At 73.8% G+C, this 16,821-nt stretch carries 14 protein-coding genes and 1 pseudogene; all 15 read right to left on the bottom strand.

Features of this window, described 5'->3' with window-relative positions:
- Positions 1–424, bottom strand: a pseudogene (locus F8274_RS23000) (hypothetical protein); the annotation flags it as partial.
- 74 nt (positions 425–498) lie between these two features.
- A complete protein-coding gene (locus F8274_RS23005) occupies positions 499–1,305 on the bottom strand; it encodes a DivIVA domain-containing protein (protein WP_151464446.1) in 807 nt (268 codons plus the stop codon).
- A 41-nt stretch (positions 1,306–1,346) separates the two neighbouring features.
- A complete protein-coding gene (locus F8274_RS23010; RefSeq protein ID WP_091268049.1) occupies positions 1,347–1,652 on the bottom strand; it encodes a YggT family protein in 306 nt (101 codons plus the stop codon).
- Between the two features lie 28 nt (positions 1,653–1,680).
- Positions 1,681–2,373: a cell division protein SepF gene (locus F8274_RS23015; protein ID WP_151464447.1), complete on the bottom strand. Its 693-nt coding sequence runs from the start codon at positions 2,371–2,373 to the stop codon at positions 1,681–1,683.
- Between the two features lie 194 nt (positions 2,374–2,567).
- The gene (locus F8274_RS23020) at positions 2,568–3,314 is read right to left on the bottom strand and encodes a YggS family pyridoxal phosphate-dependent enzyme (protein ID WP_151464448.1); all 747 of its coding nucleotides are present in this window, start codon (positions 3,312–3,314) and stop codon (positions 2,568–2,570) included.
- Positions 3,315–3,323: 9 nt separating this feature from the next.
- Entirely contained in the window at positions 3,324–4,439 is a 1,116-nt protein-coding gene (gene ftsZ / locus F8274_RS23025) for a cell division protein FtsZ (RefSeq protein ID WP_151464449.1), read from the bottom strand.
- A gap of 237 nt (positions 4,440–4,676) precedes the next feature.
- On the bottom strand, positions 4,677–5,495 hold the full coding sequence (locus tag F8274_RS23030) for a cell division protein FtsQ/DivIB (RefSeq protein WP_151464450.1): 819 nt from the start codon (positions 5,493–5,495) through the stop codon (positions 4,677–4,679).
- Positions 5,492–6,973, bottom strand: a complete 1,482-nt coding sequence (gene murC, locus F8274_RS23035) for a UDP-N-acetylmuramate--L-alanine ligase (protein WP_151464451.1) — start codon at positions 6,971–6,973, stop codon at positions 5,492–5,494. The genes F8274_RS23030 and murC overlap by 4 nt, the downstream gene beginning before the upstream one ends.
- Before the next feature lie 31 nt (positions 6,974–7,004).
- Positions 7,005–8,111 (bottom strand): undecaprenyldiphospho-muramoylpentapeptide beta-N-acetylglucosaminyltransferase, encoded by a 1,107-nt coding sequence (gene murG, locus F8274_RS23040; RefSeq protein ID WP_151464452.1) that lies wholly within the window; start codon positions 8,109–8,111, stop codon positions 7,005–7,007.
- Complete coding sequence (locus tag F8274_RS23045; protein WP_225853931.1) at positions 8,111–9,553, bottom strand: FtsW/RodA/SpoVE family cell cycle protein; 1,443 nt, start codon at positions 9,551–9,553, stop codon at positions 8,111–8,113. The genes murG and F8274_RS23045 overlap by 1 nt, the downstream gene beginning before the upstream one ends.
- 214 nt (positions 9,554–9,767) lie before the next feature.
- Positions 9,768–10,895, bottom strand: a complete 1,128-nt coding sequence (gene mraY, locus F8274_RS23050; RefSeq protein ID WP_151464454.1) for a phospho-N-acetylmuramoyl-pentapeptide-transferase — start codon at positions 10,893–10,895, stop codon at positions 9,768–9,770.
- On the bottom strand, positions 10,892–12,289 hold the full coding sequence (murF, locus tag F8274_RS23055; protein WP_151464455.1) for a UDP-N-acetylmuramoyl-tripeptide--D-alanyl-D-alanine ligase: 1,398 nt from the start codon (positions 12,287–12,289) through the stop codon (positions 10,892–10,894). The genes mraY and murF overlap by 4 nt, the downstream gene beginning before the upstream one ends.
- On the bottom strand, positions 12,286–13,848 hold the full coding sequence (locus tag F8274_RS23060; protein WP_192579943.1) for a UDP-N-acetylmuramoyl-L-alanyl-D-glutamate--2,6-diaminopimelate ligase: 1,563 nt from the start codon (positions 13,846–13,848) through the stop codon (positions 12,286–12,288). Before F8274_RS23060 ends, murF begins: the two co-directional genes overlap by 4 nt.
- Positions 13,849–13,900: 52 nt before the next feature.
- The gene (locus F8274_RS23065; RefSeq protein WP_151464457.1) at positions 13,901–16,102 is read right to left on the bottom strand and encodes a penicillin-binding protein 2; all 2,202 of its coding nucleotides are present in this window, start codon (positions 16,100–16,102) and stop codon (positions 13,901–13,903) included.
- A gap of 3 nt (positions 16,103–16,105) precedes the next feature.
- A complete protein-coding gene (locus tag F8274_RS23070; protein WP_151464458.1) occupies positions 16,106–16,672 on the bottom strand; it encodes a hypothetical protein in 567 nt (188 codons plus the stop codon).
- Between the last annotated feature and the right edge of the window lie 149 nt (positions 16,673–16,821).

Below are 16,821 nucleotides of genomic sequence, written 5' to 3' on the forward strand. Positions count from 1 at the left end.
CGAACGGGCCAGGCTCAAACGGGCCGGGCTTGAACGGGCCAGGCTCGAACGGGCCGGGCTCGAACGGGTCGGCCGGCGGGCCGTACGCGGCGGCCGGCGGGTCGACGACGTCGGCCACCGGCGGCCCGGGCGGTTGCCGCCACCCAGGTCCACCGGTGCCGACCGGCGACGTCATGTGCGGGACCGGGACCTCCGGCCCGTCCGGGGACGGGCCGGCCGGCACGGTCCGGCGGAGGCGCGGCCCGGTCTCCCGGCCCGCCGTGGCCCGAGTCGCGGCCGCCTGGCGGGCGAACGCGACGAGGGCGACGGCGGCCAGAAGGCTGACCGCGATCGAGGTGATCAGCAGCGAGCTGGACCCACTGGCCAGCCCGGCCACCAGGAGCACGACCGCGGCGAGGATGAGAAGGATGCTGGCTGCTATCACGGCTCACCCCCGGCCGCGTCGTGTCGGTCTGCGTTGCCGGTGGCCGCCGCGGGGGACGGCCACCGACGCCGGGATCAGCGGCCGGACTCGAGCGAGCCCGTACGGCCGCCGCCGTAGGAGCCGGCGAGACCGGCGGCGGCGAGGCCGTTGCTGCCGCCGGCGGCACGGGCGCCCTCGGAGCGGTTCATCTCGACCTCAAGGCCCTGGCCGCGACCGTCGAGGTCACGCAGCTGGCTCTCCAGGTACGCCTTGAGGCGGGTGCGGTACTCGCGCTCGAACTGCTTGAGCTCCTCGATGTGCTTCTGCAGAGCGGTGCGCTTGGCGTCCAGACCGCCCATGGCCTCCTGGTGCCGCTGGCGGGCGTCGCGCTCCAGCGCGTCGGCCTTGGCGCGGGCCTCGCGGGTGACCTCCTCGGCCTTGGAACGGGCCTCGGAGAGCAGCTGGTCGGCCTCGCGCCGGGCGTCGGACACGTGGTCGTCGGCGGTGCGCTGGGCCATCATGAGCACCCGCAGCGCCTGCTGCTCGCCGTCGGCGGCGGAGGCCGCCGGGCCACCCTGGGCGCGGACCTGCTCCAGCTCGGCCTGCATCGCCCGGGCCGCCTGCTCGGCGGCCGCCTTGTCGCGCTGCACCCGGTCGAGCTGGGCCTTGACGTCGTTGAGCTCCGCCGCGAGCCGGGCGTCGCCGCCGGGGCCGGCGGGAGCCCCGCCCCGACCGCCGCGCTCCACCTGGGCGCGCAGCTCGTTGTTCTCCTCGATCAGACGGGCGAGCTCGCGCTCGACCTCGTCAAGGAAGGCGTCGACCTCCTCCTCGTCATAGCCCCGCTTGCCGATCGGCGGCTTTTTGAAGGCGACGTTGTGAACGTCGGCCGGGGTCAGCGGCATCGAAACTCCTCGGGTCAGTTGCGGCCGCGAAAGCGCTCTGGTCAGGCAAAGGCCAGGATCAGGCGCCTAAACACGAACTCCATCAGCACGAACAGGATAACCAGGAGCACAAGGGAGGCCAGGTCGATGCTCACGGTACCAATTCGCAGTGGTGGGATCACACGCCTCAACGCGCGCAGGGGCGGATCAGTGACGCTCCACACGACTTCCAGTCCCGCGGATGCTCCACGGCCCGGTTGCCAGCGGCGACCATAGGCCAGAACGGCGCCGAGGACAAATCGGGCCAACAACACAAGTAGGAAGAAATACAGGAGCAGATAGAGCACCTGGAACAGGATCGACAACACGGCAGGCGACGTCCCTCGGTCGTGCGGGCTAGCTCAGGCTGAAAAAGCCGCCCTCAGCGATCTTGGCCTTGTCCTCCGCGGTGACCTGGACGTTGGCCGGTGAGAGCAGGAACACCCGGTTGGTCACGCGCTCGATCGTACCGCGCAGGCCGAACGCGAGCCCGGCAGCGAAGTCGACCAGCCGGCGGGCATCCGCCTCGTCCATCTCGGTGAGGTTGATGATCACCGGCACGCCGTCGCGGAAGTGCTCACCGATGGTGCGCGCCTCCCGGTAGGTGGTCGGGTGCAGGGTGGTGATCTGGTAGCGCTGCTCGTCCTCCACCACGGCCCGCTCGCGCGGCTGGGCCTGCGGCGCCAGGGCGAGATTGTCGCGGGTGTGGTAGGTCAGCGCGCCGGAGGTCTCGCCCGCACCGGAGCGGGTGATCGACCGGACGCTGGACCGCTCGGTCCGCTCCGGCCGCTCCACCTCGGCGCGATCGGTCTCGACGGCGCGGCTCGACGCGCGCTCGCTCAGCCGGCCCCGGTCACCGGCCCGGCCCCGGCTCGCCGGCGGCTCCTCGGACTCGTCGTCCTCGTCGTCGGCGAACTCTTCCGCGTAGCGGCTCGACCGGTAGCGCGACTCGCGGTAGCCACCCTTGTCGTAGCCACCGTCCTCGTACGCCCGCTCATCGTCCTCCTCGACGAGACCGAGCCAGACCCCCGCCTTGCGCAGTGCACCCATCCCCGCGCCCTTCCGTCCGCCGTGCGGCACGCGCCCCCGTGCCGTGTCGCTTGATCACGAGTGGACAACGATGCCCACCGGACCGGATCGGCAATCCCCTGGCGAGCGATTCGCGGTCCGCTCGCCACGGCCCCCGGCTACGGGAACGCCGTTCCTGAACAACACTGCTGTAATTTGCTTCTTTCGCGGTCAGGCTACCGCAGCGTGGGGCGCATTCCGAGCAACGCGCTGCCGACGCGGACATGTGTCGCGCCGTACCCGATCGCAATTTCCAGATCGCCGCTCATGCCCGCCGAGAGCACGGTCGCACCGGGATGGTCGGCGCGGAATCGCGCCGCCACCTCGGCGAGCCGGGCGAACGCCCGGTCCGGCTCCCAGCCCAGCGGAGCGACCGCCATGAGCCCGGCGAGCCGCAGCCCGCCGGCCCCGGCCACCGCGGCGGCCACCGCGCCGAGCCCCCGGTCCGGGTCGGCCGCGTCCGGCAGCGCACCGCCGCGGGCGGCGTCGCCGTCGACGCTCACCTGCACCAGCACGTCCAGCGGCCGGTCCCGGGCGGCGGCCGCGGCGCCGTCCAGGGCGGTGGCCAGCCGCACGCTGTCGACCGACTGGACCACGTCGGCGTAGCGGACCACCGAGCGGGCCTTGTTGCGCTGGAGCTGGCCGATGAAGTGCCACCGCGGCGCCGCCCCGGCGGCGGCCGCCTCGGCGGCCTTCGGGGCGGCCTCCTGGTCGCGGTTCTCCCCCACGTCGGTCACCCCGAGCCCGGCCAGCGCGACCACGTCGGCGGCCGGGTACGTCTTGGTCACCGCGACCAGGGTGACCTCGCCCCGGTCCCGGCCCGCCGCCGCACAGGCGTCGGCGATGCGGGCCCGGACCCGGGCGAGGCCGGCCGCGAGCTCGGCGCGACGGTCGGGTCGCACCGTGGTCGGTGAGTCGGTCATCGATGCGGCTCAGGAGCCGTTCTTGAGGAAGTCCGGCACGTCGACGTCGTCGAAGAGCACCCGGCGCGGCGACTGCTGCGGGGCCGGCATGGTGGCCGGCGGGCTCACCGGCGCGTTCGCCTGGGTCGGCGGGTTCTGGTTGGTCTTGCGGGACGGCTCGACCGCCTTGTAGGCCGGCGCGCCCCCGTCGAAGCCCGCCGCGATCACGGTCACCCGCACCTCGTCGCCGAGCGCGTCGTCGATGACCGCGCCGAAGATGATGTTGGCGTCCGGGTGGGCCGCGTCGGTGACCAGCTGGGCGGCGTCGTTGATCTCGAACAGGCCCAGGTCGGAGCCGCCGGCGATGGAGAGCAGCACGCCCCGCGCGCCGTCCATGCTCTGCTCCAGCAGCGGGCTGGAGATGGCCGCCTCGGCCGCCTCCACAGCGCGGTTCTCGCCGCGGGCGCTGCCGATGCCCATGAGCGCGCTGCCCGCGCCGCTCATCACGCTCTTGACGTCGGCGAAGTCCAGGTTGATCAGACCGGGCGTGGTGATCAGGTCGGTGATGCCCTGGACACCGGAGAGGAGCACCTGGTCCGCCGTGCGGAAGGCGTCCATCATGGAGATGTTGCGGTCGCCGAGCGCGAGCAGCCGGTCGTTCGGGATCACGATGAGCGTGTCGCACTGGTTGCGCAGCTCCTCGATGCCCGACTCGGCCTGCACCTGGCGGCGCTTGCCCTCGAAGGAGAACGGCCGGGTGACCACGCCGATGGTGAGCGCGCCGAGCTTGCGGGCGATGTTCGCCACGACCGGCGCGCCGCCGGTGCCGGTGCCGCCGCCCTCGCCGCAGGTCACGAAGACCATGTCGGCGCCCTTGAGCACCTCCTCGATCTCGTCGCGGTGGTCCTCGGCGGCGTTCTTGCCGACGTCCGGGTTGGCGCCGGCGCCCAGCCCGCGGGTCAACTCCCGGCCGACATCGAGCTTGACGTCGGCGTCGCTCATCAGCAGCGCCTGCGCGTCGGTGTTGATCGCGATGAACTCGACGCCCTTGAGCCCAACCTCGATCATCCGGTTGACGGCGTTCACGCCGCCGCCCCCGATGCCGACGACCTTGATGACCGCCAGGTAGTTGTGCGGAGGTGTCATCTCCGGTCCTTTCCCTTCGAGATTGGCATGGGCCGACCCCACACGGCTTGGCCAGACCAGCGGCGGACAACTCCCAGCTGTTCCGACGGCTGAAACCCTCACCCTCTACTAGAGGCTTAGAGCGATGTCAACCACTGATCTCTTCGGGGCAACGTATGCGCCGCCGAGCGCTGAGCCAAGGACCTTTCCGGCGTGTCGCCCGTGGAGCGGGCCGGCTCACGTCGGCCGACCGGGGGATCACTGGAAGGTGACCACGTCCGGAGCGCTGACGTCGATCGTGTCGGCCTTCCGACCGAGCAGGGCGGTGGCCACCTTGGACTTGTCCGGGTTGCGGGTGGCGTCGCCCCAGACGACCTTGCGGTCCTCGCGCAGCAGCAGGGTGATCCGGGCCAGCCCGGCCACGTCCACCGCGACCAGCTCGGCGCGCAGCTTCGGGCTGAGCGCGGCCAGCACGGCCAGCCCGGCACGGGTGCCGGGATCGTCGGGGGCCGGCCGGCCGACCCGGACGACCGGCAGCCCGGCGGGGGCCTGGTCCAGGTTCTGGAAGACCACACCGGCCGGGTCCACGACCGCCCAGCGCTCGCCCTGCGGCACCGCGGCCACCGGGGTCCGCTCCACCACGCGGATCACGAGGGCGCCCGGCCAGTCCCGCTCCACCGTGGCGCGCTCCACCGGGGCGAGGGCGCCGACCCGGCGGGCGGTCGCGGCCAGGTCCACCCGGGCCAGCGGAGCGTCGTCCGGCACGGCCGCGGCATCGCGCACCTCGACCGGGGTGACCAGCGTCGCGCCGACCACCCGCACCTCCCGGACACCGAACAGTCCGGTGCCCAGCACGGTCCAGGCGACCAGCCCGGCGATCGCCAGCACGCCGGCGGTGAGTGCCCAGGGCAGCGCCGCGCGCATCCGCCGCTGCCGGGCCCGGGCCATGAACCGCCGGGTCGACGGGGGTACGGCGTCCGCGCTCGCCCGGACCAGCTGCCACCGGCGGGCCGGGCTGCGCCGGCCGGCCCCGCCGTCCTGGCCGGGGGTGCGGCCACGGGCCGGGCCGGGGCTCATCCGGCCGTGGCCGCCGCGCCGTCCGCGTCGACTCCCGTGCCGATCGCCGCGGCGCCACCGGTCCGGGCCAGCAGGGCGTCGAGCAGCTGGTCGCCCATCAGCGAGATCGGCGGCGCGCCCATGGTCACGACCACGTCGCCGGGCCGGGCCCGGCGGGCCACCTCGGCCGGCACGTCGTCCCACGCCTCGACGAAGACCTTCCGGTCCGCCGGCAGCGGCACCACCGCCAGCAGCGCGGCCGAGCCCTCGCCCGGCTGCCGCAGCTCGCCCGGGCCGAAGACCTCCAGCAGCACCAGCTCGTCGGCGATGCCGAGGGCGGCGGCGATCTCCGCCTGGAGGTCGCGGGTGCGGTAGAGCCGGTACGGCTGGAACACCACGATGAGCCGGCCCTCGCCGGCCACCTCACGCAGCGTCTGCAGGGCCAACGTCATCGAGGTCGGATGGTAGGCGTACTCGTCGTAGACCAGCACGCCGTCGGCGACGCCCTTGCGCTCGAAGCGCCGCCGCACGCCCGGGAACGCGCCGAGCGCGGCCTCCGCGGCCGTGATCGGCAGCTCCAGCAGGTACGCGGCGAGCACCGCGGAGGCGCTGTTGAGCCCCATGTGCCGCCCCGGCACCGGGAGCCGGATCTCGCCCAGCGACCGGCCCTCGATCTCGGCGAGGTAGCGCACCCCCTGCGCGGAGGAGGTCATCCCGCTGAGCCGCAGGTCGGCGTCGGCGGACTCGCCGTACGTCCAGACCCGGCGGCCCTCGGCCCGCAGCGTCTCGGCCAGCCGCCGGCCGCCCGGGTCGTCGGCGCAGGTGACGATGAAGCCCTCCGGGTCGGTGAGCCGGGCGAACTCGGCGAAGGTCGCCTCCAGGTTGGCCAGGTCGCCGTAGGTGTTGAGGTGGTCCGCCTCGATGTTCGTGATGATCGACACGTACGGGCGGTAGATGAGGAACGACCGGTCGCTCTCGTCGGCCTCGACCACGAAATGTTCACCCGTGCCGTGGTGCGCGCCCGAGCCGACCTCGGAGATCTCGCCGCCGATCACGAAGGACGGGTCGGCGCCGGCCTGCTGGAGCACCATGGTGACCATCGAGGTCGTGGTGGTCTTGCCGTGGGTGCCGGCGACCGCCACGGTCCGGCGGCCGGTCATCGCGGCGGCGAGGGCCTCCGAGCGGTGCAGCACCCGCAGCCCGCGCCGGCGCGCCTCGGCCATCTCCAGGTGGTCCTGCGGGATGGCCGAGGAGTAGACGACCGTGTCCACGCCGTCGAGGTTGGTCGCCTCGTGGCTCATGTGGATGGTGCCGCCCAACGCCCGCAGGCCGGCCAGGGAGGGCCACTCCCGCAGCTCGCTGCCGGAGACCGGCAGGCCCCGGGTGAGGAAGAGCCGGGCCAGGCCGCTCATGCCGACGCCGCCCACGCCGATCAGGTGGATCCGGCCCAGGTCCTCCGCGGTCATCGTGCCGGCGGGGGTGAACTGCGCGGTGTTCATGAGGCGTACCTTCCGGTCGCGGCGGCCGCCATCAGCGGCTCACCGCCTCGTAGACGAAGTTCAGCAGGGCCACGTCGCCGTCGCGGCGGCCGTACGCGGCCGCGGCGCCGCCCATCGCGGCGAGCCGCTGCGGGTCCCGGATCAGCGGGATCACCGTGCGCTCCACCCAGGCCGGGGTCACCTCGGCGTCGTCGACCAGCAACCCGCCGCCGGCCTCCACCACGGGCAGCGCGTTGCGCTTCTGCTCCTGGTTGCTGTGCGGGTACGGCACGTAGATGGTGGGCAGGCCGATGGCGGCCACCTCGGCGCAGGTCATGGCGCCGCCGCGACCCAGCATGAGGTCGGCGGCCGCGTAGCCCAGCTCCATCTCGGACAGGTAGGGCAGCGTCACGTACGGCACCGGCAGGTCGCTGGGGACCGAGACCGGCTCGTTGCGGGCGCCGATGACGTGCAGCACCTGCACGCCGTTGCGGGCCAGTTCCTTGGCCGCCCCGGAGACCGCCAGGTTGATCGAGCGGGCGCCCTGCGAGCCGCCGGCCACGAAGAGCACCGGCAGGTCGGGACGGAGCCCGAAGTGGGCGCGGGCGGCGTTGCGCACGGCGGCCCGGTCCAGCCCGGCGATGCCCCGGCGCAGCGGCACCCCGACCACCCGGGCGTCGCGCAGCGACTCGGCCTGCGCCGGCTGGTGCGGGAAGCCGACCGCGACGTTCTTGGTGAACTTCATGCCGAGCCGGTTGGCCACGCCCGGCGGCACGTTCACCTCGTGGATGACGATGGGCAGCTCGCGCCGCCACGCGGCCAGGTAGCCGGGGACCGACACGTACCCGCCGAAGCCGATCACGACGTCGGCCCGCACCTCGTCGAGCACCTTGCCCGCGGCGCGGGCCGCCTTCCACATCCGGTCCGGGGTGCGCACCAGGCTCATGTTGACCGAGCGGGGCAGCTGGTAGGCCGGGATCTGGCGCAGGTCGTAGCCGGCCGGCGGGATCAGCTCGTTCTCCAGCCCCTTGGGTGTGCCGAGGCAGGTGATCCGGACGCTCGGGTCGTGTCGGCGCAGGCAGTCGGCGAACGCGAGCAACGGGTAGATGTGCCCACCCGTGCCGCCTCCGCAGAGCACCACCGAACGCAGCGGACCCATCAGCGTCTCCTCTCGCTCGCCGTGCCGGCGCGCGCCCGGTCGGACCGGACGCCGCGGGCCGCGGCCTGGTCGTCCTGCCGACGCGAGCGGGACCGGGGCACGGACCCTCGATCCGCCGGTGGCGGCGCCGGTCGACGGCGCCGGCCGGGAAGCGGCGGCAACGGGGCCCACACTAGTCGGACCCACCGGGCCGGCGGACGGGCATGCAGGGCCCGCGCCGCGTCCGGCTCGGCCCGGGCGAAGGAGGCGAGCATCCCGACCGCGGCCAGGGTCACCACGAGGGCGCTGCCACCGTCGGAGATGAAGGGCAGGGGTACGCCGGTGAGCGGCAGCAGCCCGGTGACCCCGCCGATGTTGATGACGGCCTGGCCGACCAGCCAGGCGGTGACCCCGGCGGCGGCGAGCCGGCGGAACGGGTCCTCCACCCGGCGGGCGATCCGCAGCCCGGTGTACGCCAGCACGGCGAAGAGCACCAGCACCACCGTGCAGCCGACCACCCCCAGCTCCTCGGCGATCACCGCGAAGATGAAGTCGTTGTGCGCCTCGGGCAGCCAGCCGAACTTGGCGCTGCTCTTGCCGAGACCGACGCCGAACCAGCCGCCGTTCTCCAGCGCGAAGCGGGCCTGGACGAGCTGGTAGCAGTTCGGCAGCTGCTCGTCGAAGCAGGTCTTCGGATCGGGCGGGTCGAGCCACATGGTGAGCCGGCCCAGCCGGTAGTTCTCGGCGTCGCGGGACCCGGAGCCCGCGCCGAGCGACGCGGCGGCGACCAGCAGGCCGATGCCGGCGAGGCCGATCGCGGAGAGGGTGGCGAAGACCCGCTTCCGGACGCCGGCCGCCCAGAGCAGGCCGACCACCAGGGCCAGCAGGCAGAGCATGCTGCCCAGGTCGTTGTAGCCGACCAGCACGAAGAGCAGGCCGACGACCGGGAACAGCGGGGTGGCCAGCTCCCGCCACCAGCCGAGCGCGGCGCCCTTGCGGACGAGCACGTGCGCGCCCCACAGCACCAGCGCGAACTTGGCCACCTCGACCGGCTGCACCGAGATCGGGCCGAGGTAGAGCCAGAGCAGCTCGGCCTTGAGCGGGCCGATCGCCTTCACCCGGAACAGGGCCTCCAGCGCGACCAGCAGGTTGAGCAGGAGCAGCAGCACGACCGCGAGGCCGAGCGCCGGGCGGCTGCCGGCCCGGAACGTCTTCGCCGGCAGTCGCTGGCAGGCCCAGAACGCCACCACGCCGATCACCGCGAAGATCGTCTGCTTGACCAGGGACGCCGTGGCGTCCCCCTCCTCGGCGTAGTCCTTCACGCTGGTCGCCGAGAAGACCATGGTCAGGCCGATCAGCAGCAGCAGGCCGGCGCTGGAGAGCAGCAGGTAGTAGGAGGCCAGCGGCCGGGCCAGCAGGCCACGCAGCGCGGCCAGCCCGCCCGCCGCGTCCAGCCCGAGCAGCGGCCCGGGCGGGTCGGCCGGACGGGTCGCCGCGGGCGGCCGTCGGGCCTGCGTGTCGGTCGCGCCCTCGGTGTCTCTCGCCTCCCCCACCCGCCCATCATGGCGGCTCGACCCGCCCGTCCGTGGCGCAACCGCCCGGTCGGCGTGTCGGAACGCGAAACGGCGGGACCCCTGGTAACACCCAGGGATCCCGCCGTGACGCAGCGGCAGCCGGTCAGCTCACCGCGGCGAGGAACTCGCTGTAGAACAGGCCCAGCGCGATGGCCACCCCGATGCCGGCGATGATCCAGAACCGGACCACGATGTTGACCTCGCTCCAGCCGGCCAGCTCGAAGTGGTGCTGGAGCGGTGACATGCGGAACACCCGCTTGCCGGTGGTGCGGAACGAGATGATCTGGATCACCACGGACATCGTGATGATCACGAAGAGGCCGCCGATGATCGGCAGCAGCAGGATGGTCCGGGTGGACATCGCCATGCCGGCGATCAGCCCGCCCAGGCCCAGCGCTCCGGTGTCGCCCATGAAGATCCGGGCCGGCGACGTGTTCCACCACAGGAAGCCGACGCAGGCCCCGGCCGCCGCCCCGGCGATCAGCGCGATCTCCAGCGGGTCCCGGACCGTGTAGCAGTACTCCCCGACGGGGTAGTTCGGGTCGGCGCACCAGTGCCGGTACTGCCAGAACGCGATAAGCGCATACGCGGCGAGGACCATCACCGAGGCGCCGGTGGCCAGGCCGTCGAGGCCGTCGGTGAGGTTCACCCCGTTGGTCGCCGCCATCACCACCAGGATGATGACGATCACCGCGCCGATCTTGCCGATCTCCAGGGCCGGGATGTCCCGGATGAAGCTCAGCATGGTGCTGCCGACGGTCTCCGTGTTGGTCGCGTTGCCGCGGACGTCGGTCATGCTGCTCGGGAAGTAGAGCGCCACCACGCCGAAGATCGCGCCGACCAGGATCTGGCCGGCGAGCTTCCCACGCTTGTTGAGGCCGCCGCTGTGCCGCTTGCGGACCTTCAGGAAGTCGTCGATGAAGCCCACCGCGCCGGAGAACACCATGAGCCCCAGCAGCACCAGCGCCGTGATGGTTGGCTCGACCTGGGCGATCTGCGCGTCCGGCAGGGTGGTCAGGGCCAGGTGGCCGGCGACGTACGCGATCACCGTGGCCAGGATGAAGACCACGCCGCCCATGGTGGGCGTGCCCTTCTTGCCCTGGTGCATGGCCGGGCCCTCGGCCCGGATCGGCTGGCCGGCCTTCAGCCGGGTGAAGACCTTGATCGCGATCGGGGTGCAGAAGAGCGAGATGAGGAAGGCGACCCCGATGGCGACGATCACCGCCCTCATGCGGCCGGACCTTCCATGGCGTCCGCGCGCAGCGCGTCGGCCACCTCCCAGGTCCGGTACCGGGAGCCCTTCACCAGCACCACGTCACCCGGACGTAGCTCGCTCCGCAGCACCTCGACGGCCGCCGCCTGATCGGTGAGCAGCACCGACTCTCCTCCCCAGTTGCTTACCGCTGTCGCGCCTTCGTGGATCGGCGCCGCCGACTCGCCCACCACGAGCAGCCGGTCGACCCCCAGTTCGGCCGCCAGGCGGCCGACCTGCTGGTGCCCCTCCCGTTCGAAGTCGCCCAACTCGGCCATGTAACCGAGCACCGCGACGGTACGCCCCGTACCCCGCATGCTCGCCAGCGCCCGCAGCGCCACGCCGGTGGAGGCCGGATTGGCGTTGTACGAGTCGTCGACGAGGATCACCCCGTCGGGGCGCTCGAACACGTCCATCCGGCGGGTGGAGACCAGACCCAGCTCGCCCAGGGCCACCGCCAGCTCGGGCAGCGGCAGGCCCAGCTCGCGGGCGACCGCCGCGGCGGCCAGCGAGTTGGACACCTGGTGCCGGCCGGTCAGCCCGAGCCGCACCGGCGCGCTGCCCTCGGGCGTGACGAGGGTGTACGAGGCACGGCCCCGCCCGTCCAGCGTCACGTCGACCGCCCGCACGTCGGCCCGCTCGGACTCGCCGTAGCGGACCACCCGGGCCTGCGTGCGCGCCGCCATGGCGTCGACCCGCGGGTCGTCGGCGTTGAGCACGGCCAGCCCGTCGGCGGGCAGCGCCTCGACCAGCTCGCCCTTGGCCAGCGCGATGGTCTCCACCGAGCCGAACTCGCCGATGTGCGCCACCCCGACGTTGAGCACCACCGAGATCCGCGGCGGCACCACCTCGCACAGGTAGCGGACGTGCCCCACCCCCCGGGCGCCCTTCTCCATGACCAGGTAGCGGGTCTCCGACCCGGCCTGCAACGCCGTGTACGGGTGCCCCAGCTCGTTGTTGAACGAGCCGGGCGGCGCCACGGTCGGGCCGAGCCGGACGGCGAGCTGGGCGATCAGGTCCTTGGTGGTGGTCTTGCCGGAGGAACCGGTCAGCCCGATGACGGTCAGGCCGGGCAGCCGGTCGACCACCGCGCGGGCCAGCCGCCCCATGGCGTCGAGCGCGTCGCCGACCAGCACCATCGGCACGCCGGGCACCTCGCGGGTGCCGAGCACGGCCACCGCGCCGGAGGAAATCGCCCCGGCCGCGTAGTCGTGCCCGTCCACCTTCTTGCCCGGGAAGGCGACGAAGAGGCCGCCGGGGGTGACCTTGCGGGAGTCGAACTCCACCGAGCCGGTCACCCGGGCGTCCGGGTCGGCGGCGACGAGCCGGCCGTCGACCGCGGCGGCCACCTCGGCCAGGGTCAGCGGGATCATCGCTGCCCCACCAGGTCGCCGAAGCGGGCGCGCAGCGCCTCGGCCAGCTCCACCCGGTCGTCGAACGGCAGCACCTCGCCGTTGATCTCCTGGCCGCGTTCCTGCCCCTTGCCCAGCAGCGCCACGATGTCCCCCGGTTCGGCCACCCGGACCGCCTCCTCGATGGCGGCCCGCCGGCCGGGCGCCTCGATGATCCGCGCGCCGGTGCCCGCCGCGTACGCGCCGGCCAGCACCTCGGCCCGGATCGCGGCCGGGTCCTCGGTGCGCGGGTTGTCGTCGGTCACCAGCACCACGTCGGCGCCCCGCGCGGCGGTGGCACCCATCACCGGCCGCTTGCCCCGGTCCCGGTCGCCGCCGGCGCCGAGCACGCAGATCAGCCGGCCGCCGGTCAGGTCGCGCAGCGCCACGAGGACCGCCTCGATGGCGTTCGCCTTGTGCGCGTAGTCGACCACCCCGCGCACCGGGGCGTCGCCGCTGACCAGCTCCAGCCGGCCGGGCACCCCGCCGCAGGTGGCCACCCCGCGGGCCGCGGTGGCCGGGTCGACCCCGGCGGCCACCAGCGTGGCGACGGCCAGCAGCGCGTTGGCCACGTTGTGCCGGCCGGGCAGGGCCACGCCGGTGGGCAGGGTCACCGCGTCCGGGCCGTGCGCGGTGAAGCGCTGCGCGTAGCCCTCGCCGCCGATCCCGTCGGCCCACCAGGTGGCGGTCGGGTCGCCGGCCGCCGAGTAGGTCACCGTCGCCGGCTTGAGCAGCGGCCGCAGCGCCGGGTCGTCGTGGTTGAGCACCTCGACCCGGCAGCGCCCGTCGAAGAGCTTCGCCTTGGCGGCGAAGTAGTCCGCCTCGTCGGCGTGGAAGTCCAGGTGGTCGGAGCCGAAGTTGGTGTAGCCGCCGACGTCGAACCGGACCCCGCCGACCCGGCCCATGGCCAGGGCGTGGCTGGAGACCTCCATGACCACGGTGTCCACCCCGCGCTCGCGCGCCACCGCGAGCATGGCGTGCAGGTCGGTCGCCTCGGGGGTGGTCCGGACGCTGTCGATCACCAGGTCGCCGAGCCGGGTCTCCACCGTGCCGATCAGGCCGGTGGTGTGCCCGGCGGCGCGCAGCCCGGACTCGATGAGGTAGCTCGTGGAGGTCTTGCCGGCGGTGCCGGTCACGCCGATCATGGTCAGCCCGGCGGTCGGGTCGCCGTAGACGCGCGCGGCGACCTCGCCGAGCACCGCCCGAGGGTCGTCGACGACCAGCACGGGCAGGCCCGCTCCGGCGGCCAGCGCGACACCGGCCGGGTCGGTCAGCAGGGCCACGGCGCCGGCCCCGGCCGCCGCGGCGGCGAACTCCGCGCCGTGCCGGCGGGCACCGGGCAGGGCCGCGTACAGGTCGCCGGGGCGGACCTCCTGGCTGGCGTGGGTCACCCCGGTGACGGCCACCTCGGCGGCCCCCTCCGGCGGCGCGACGGCCAGCCGGGTGGCGAGGTCACCGAGCCGGACGGGATTCACGGTGGCGGGTCGTGGATTGCCGGGCACGGCGTCAGACCCTACCCGGTCGTCCGGTTCCGACCGCACAGCCGCCCCGGTGGTTCGTCGCCACTCACCGATGATGTCCCGCCCTCCCGGCTCAGTGCGGAAAGACCTCGAACTTCGGGGACTTGTTGGTCGCCGAGGGCGGCACCCGGTAGTGCCGGAGAGTGAAGGACATCATGTCCCGGAAGGCCGGCGCGGCCACCGCCCCACCCTCGCCGCCCGGGCTCCAGGCGAAGACCGCCACCACGTACCTCGGCTTCTCCGCCGGGGCCATCCCGATGAACGAGGCGACCTCGCCGGGCTGGCGCTTGCCGTTGTCGTAGCGCAGGCCGGTGCCCGTCTTGCCGGCGACCCGGTAGCCGGGCACCGCGGCCGCCAGGCCGGTGGCCCGCCCGTCCGGGCCGTCGACCGTGGTGACCGCCTCCAGCATCCGGCGCAGCGCGGCCGCGTTCGCCGGGCTGAGCACCGAGCGGGTGACCGGGGCGGCGCCAGGCTTCTTCTTCCCGTCCGGGCCGACCACGTTCTTGATCAGGTGCGGCTGGACGTACGTGCCGTCGTTGGCGATCGCGGCGTACGCGGCGGCCATCTGCAGTGGGGTGGCGTCCACGCTGTGCCCGATCGGCACCGACCCGTACGACGAGCCGCTCCACTGGTTGGCCGGGAGCAGCCGGCCGCTGGCCTCCCCGGGCATGCCCTCGCCGGTGGGCTGCCCCAGCCCGAACCGCTTCTGGTAGTCGATCAGGCGATCCGGGCCGAGCTTGTCGGCGATCTTGATGGTGCCGACGTTGGACGAGAAGGCGAGCATGCCCGGGATGCTCATGGTCCGCCCGTTGGCCGGGTGGGTGTCCGTGAAGGGGACCCCGCCCAGGGTGATGCCGTTGGCCACCGGGAAGGTGGTGTCCGGGGTGATCACGCCCTCCTGGAGGGCGGCGCCGTAGGTGATCGCCTTGTGGATCGAGCCCGGGTCGACGATGAAGCTGGTGGCCGCGTCCTCGCGGTCGGCCGGCGAGTTGACCTTGGTGGGGTCGGCCGCGTTGTAGGTGGGGTAGCTCGCCTGGGCCAGCACGTCACCGGTGCCGACCTCGATGACCACCGCGGCGCCGACGCTGTTCCGGGTCTGGGCCATCGCGTCGGACAGGATCCGCTGCGTCTTGAACTGGAGGTCGCGGTCGACCGTCAGCTCCAGCGAACTGCCCGGTTGGGCCGGGGTGGTCTGGCTGTAGCCGCCCGGGATCGGCGCGGCCAGGTCGCCCTGCCCCACCTCGTACCGCTTCCTGCCGGGCTTGCCCTCGAGGACGTCGTCGTACTTCGCCTCCAGCCCTTCGAGGCCGTTCATGTCCTGGCTGACGAAGCCGAGCAGGTTGGCCGCCAGGTCGCCGCCGGGCACCTCGCGCCGCTCGTCGCGGTGCACGCCGATGCCGGCCAGCTCCAACGCCATGATCTGCTTGGCCCGGTCGATGTCGACGCCGCGCGCCAGGTACTCGAACTGCGACCAACCGCCGCCCGGCAGCTTGCGGGGCTTCATCTTCCCGGCCAGCTCGGAGGCGGGCACGCCGAGCAGCGGGGAGAGCAGCCGGGCGGTGGCGGCCGGGTTCTTGACCTGGGTGGGGTCGGCGAAGACGTACCGCGCCTCGACGCTGTGCGCCAGCGGGGCGCCGGTGCGGTCGTAGATCGCCCCGCGCGGCGCCGGCAGCTCGACCACGGCGAGCCGGTTGGCGAGCCCGCCGTCGGCGTACGCCGGGGTGCTGGCGGTCTGGAGGTAGACCAGCCGGATGCCGATGCTGGTGAAGAGTGCCAGCACGAGCAGCGTGCCGAGCCGCAGCCGGCGGCGCGGGTCGGCGAGCTTCGGCGGGCGGCGCGGCTTGCGGACCGGTCGCCGGGCGGCCGGTCGCGCGGGCCGCCGTGGCCCGGGCCGGCGCCGCGGCGGCGCGGGCTCGTCGTCGTCGAACGGCTCGCGCGCCGGCCGGGCGGAGACGGTCCGCACCACACCGGTCCGGCCACCGGCCGCGGTCTCCCGGCGGCCGGCGCGGGTCGCCCCGGTCCGGCCGCCGTCGAGCACCTGCAGCGCCGGGCGGAACGGATCGCCGGAGCGGCTGCTGCGCGGGGTACGCCGTTGCTCGGCGCCCCCGCCGGCGCGCGCCGCGCCGCCGCCCTCCCGGATGGTCCGGCCCCGCGGGGTGTACGCCCGCGCGTCGGAGATCCCGCCGACGCCCGGCTCGCGGTGCTCCGCGCCCCGCGACGAGCCGCGCCGGGAGCCCGTGGCGTCCCGGCGCGGTTCATCCGATCTCGGCGGCACTGCTCAGCCTCCGTTGCCCTGCTGGCTGGTGATCGCCGGCGCGCCCTCCACGGGGTGCGGGACGCCGATCACCTTCCCGTCCGGCAGCCGGATGTAGGCCAGCTCGTCGGAGTCGACCAGGCCCAGCTTGCGGGCGTTGGCCGTCAGGTTGCCGGGCGCCTTCTGGTCGGCGATCTCCTTCTCCAGCTGCTGCTGGTCGACGTCGAGCTTGGCCTGCTGCTGCTGAAGCTTCTCCAGCTTGAAGGCGTTCTCGTTGATCTTGGTGTTGACCGCCAGGATGCCGAGCACCCCGCCGACCACGAGCACCAGGATCAGCCCGACGAACGGCGCCCGCGGCACGCGGACCGGCGGCGGCGGGGCGACCCGCAGCCGCGGCGTGGTGCCGCCGGTGGGCGTGGTGCGCTCGGCCGGCCGCAGCGCGGCGCTGCCCTGGGTGGGGAACTCGCGCGCCCCCCGGGCGCGAGTCTCCCCCCGGCGGTCGGGCCGGTCGGCCGCCACCGTCGACGTGGTGCCGCGCGGGGCACGCTGCGCCGCGGTCCGGCCCCCCGACCGCGGTGCGCGCTGCCCGATGCCGGTGTCCCGGCCGTCGCGCTGGCCGTCAGGTTGCCGGGCGCCTTCTGGTCGGCGATCTCCTTCTCCAGCTGCTGCTGGTCGACGTCGAGCTTGGCCTGCTGCTGCTGAAGCTTCTCCAGCTTGAAGGCGTTCTCGTTGATCTTGGT

The sequence above is a fragment of the Micromonospora sp. AMSO31t genome (assembly GCF_008868175.1).
Taxonomy (GTDB): Bacteria; Actinomycetota; Actinomycetes; order Mycobacteriales; family Micromonosporaceae; genus Micromonospora.

What these genes read in the sequence shown, in the direction of transcription:
- F8274_RS23005 (WP_151464446.1), bottom strand. Translation starts at nt 1,305, where the DNA reads ATGCCGCTGACCCCGGCCGACGTTCACAACGTCGCCTTCAAAAAGCCG.
- F8274_RS23015 (WP_151464447.1), bottom strand. Translation starts at nt 2,373, where the DNA reads ATGGGTGCACTGCGCAAGGCGGGGGTCTGGCTCGGTCTCGTCGAGGAG.
- F8274_RS23020 (WP_151464448.1), bottom strand. Translation starts at nt 3,314, where the DNA reads ATGACCGACTCACCGACCACGGTGCGACCCGACCGTCGCGCCGAGCTC.
- ftsZ (WP_151464449.1), bottom strand. Translation starts at nt 4,439, where the DNA reads ATGACACCTCCGCACAACTACCTGGCGGTCATCAAGGTCGTCGGCATC.
- F8274_RS23030 (WP_151464450.1), bottom strand. Translation starts at nt 5,495, where the DNA reads ATGAGCCCCGGCCCGGCCCGTGGCCGCACCCCCGGCCAGGACGGCGGG.
- murC (WP_151464451.1), bottom strand. Translation starts at nt 6,973, where the DNA reads ATGAACACCGCGCAGTTCACCCCCGCCGGCACGATGACCGCGGAGGAC.
- murG (WP_151464452.1), bottom strand. Translation starts at nt 8,111, where the DNA reads ATGGGTCCGCTGCGTTCGGTGGTGCTCTGCGGAGGCGGCACGGGTGGG.
- mraY (WP_151464454.1), bottom strand. Translation starts at nt 10,895, where the DNA reads ATGAGGGCGGTGATCGTCGCCATCGGGGTCGCCTTCCTCATCTCGCTC.
- murF (WP_151464455.1), bottom strand. Translation starts at nt 12,289, where the DNA reads ATGATCCCGCTGACCCTGGCCGAGGTGGCCGCCGCGGTCGACGGCCGG.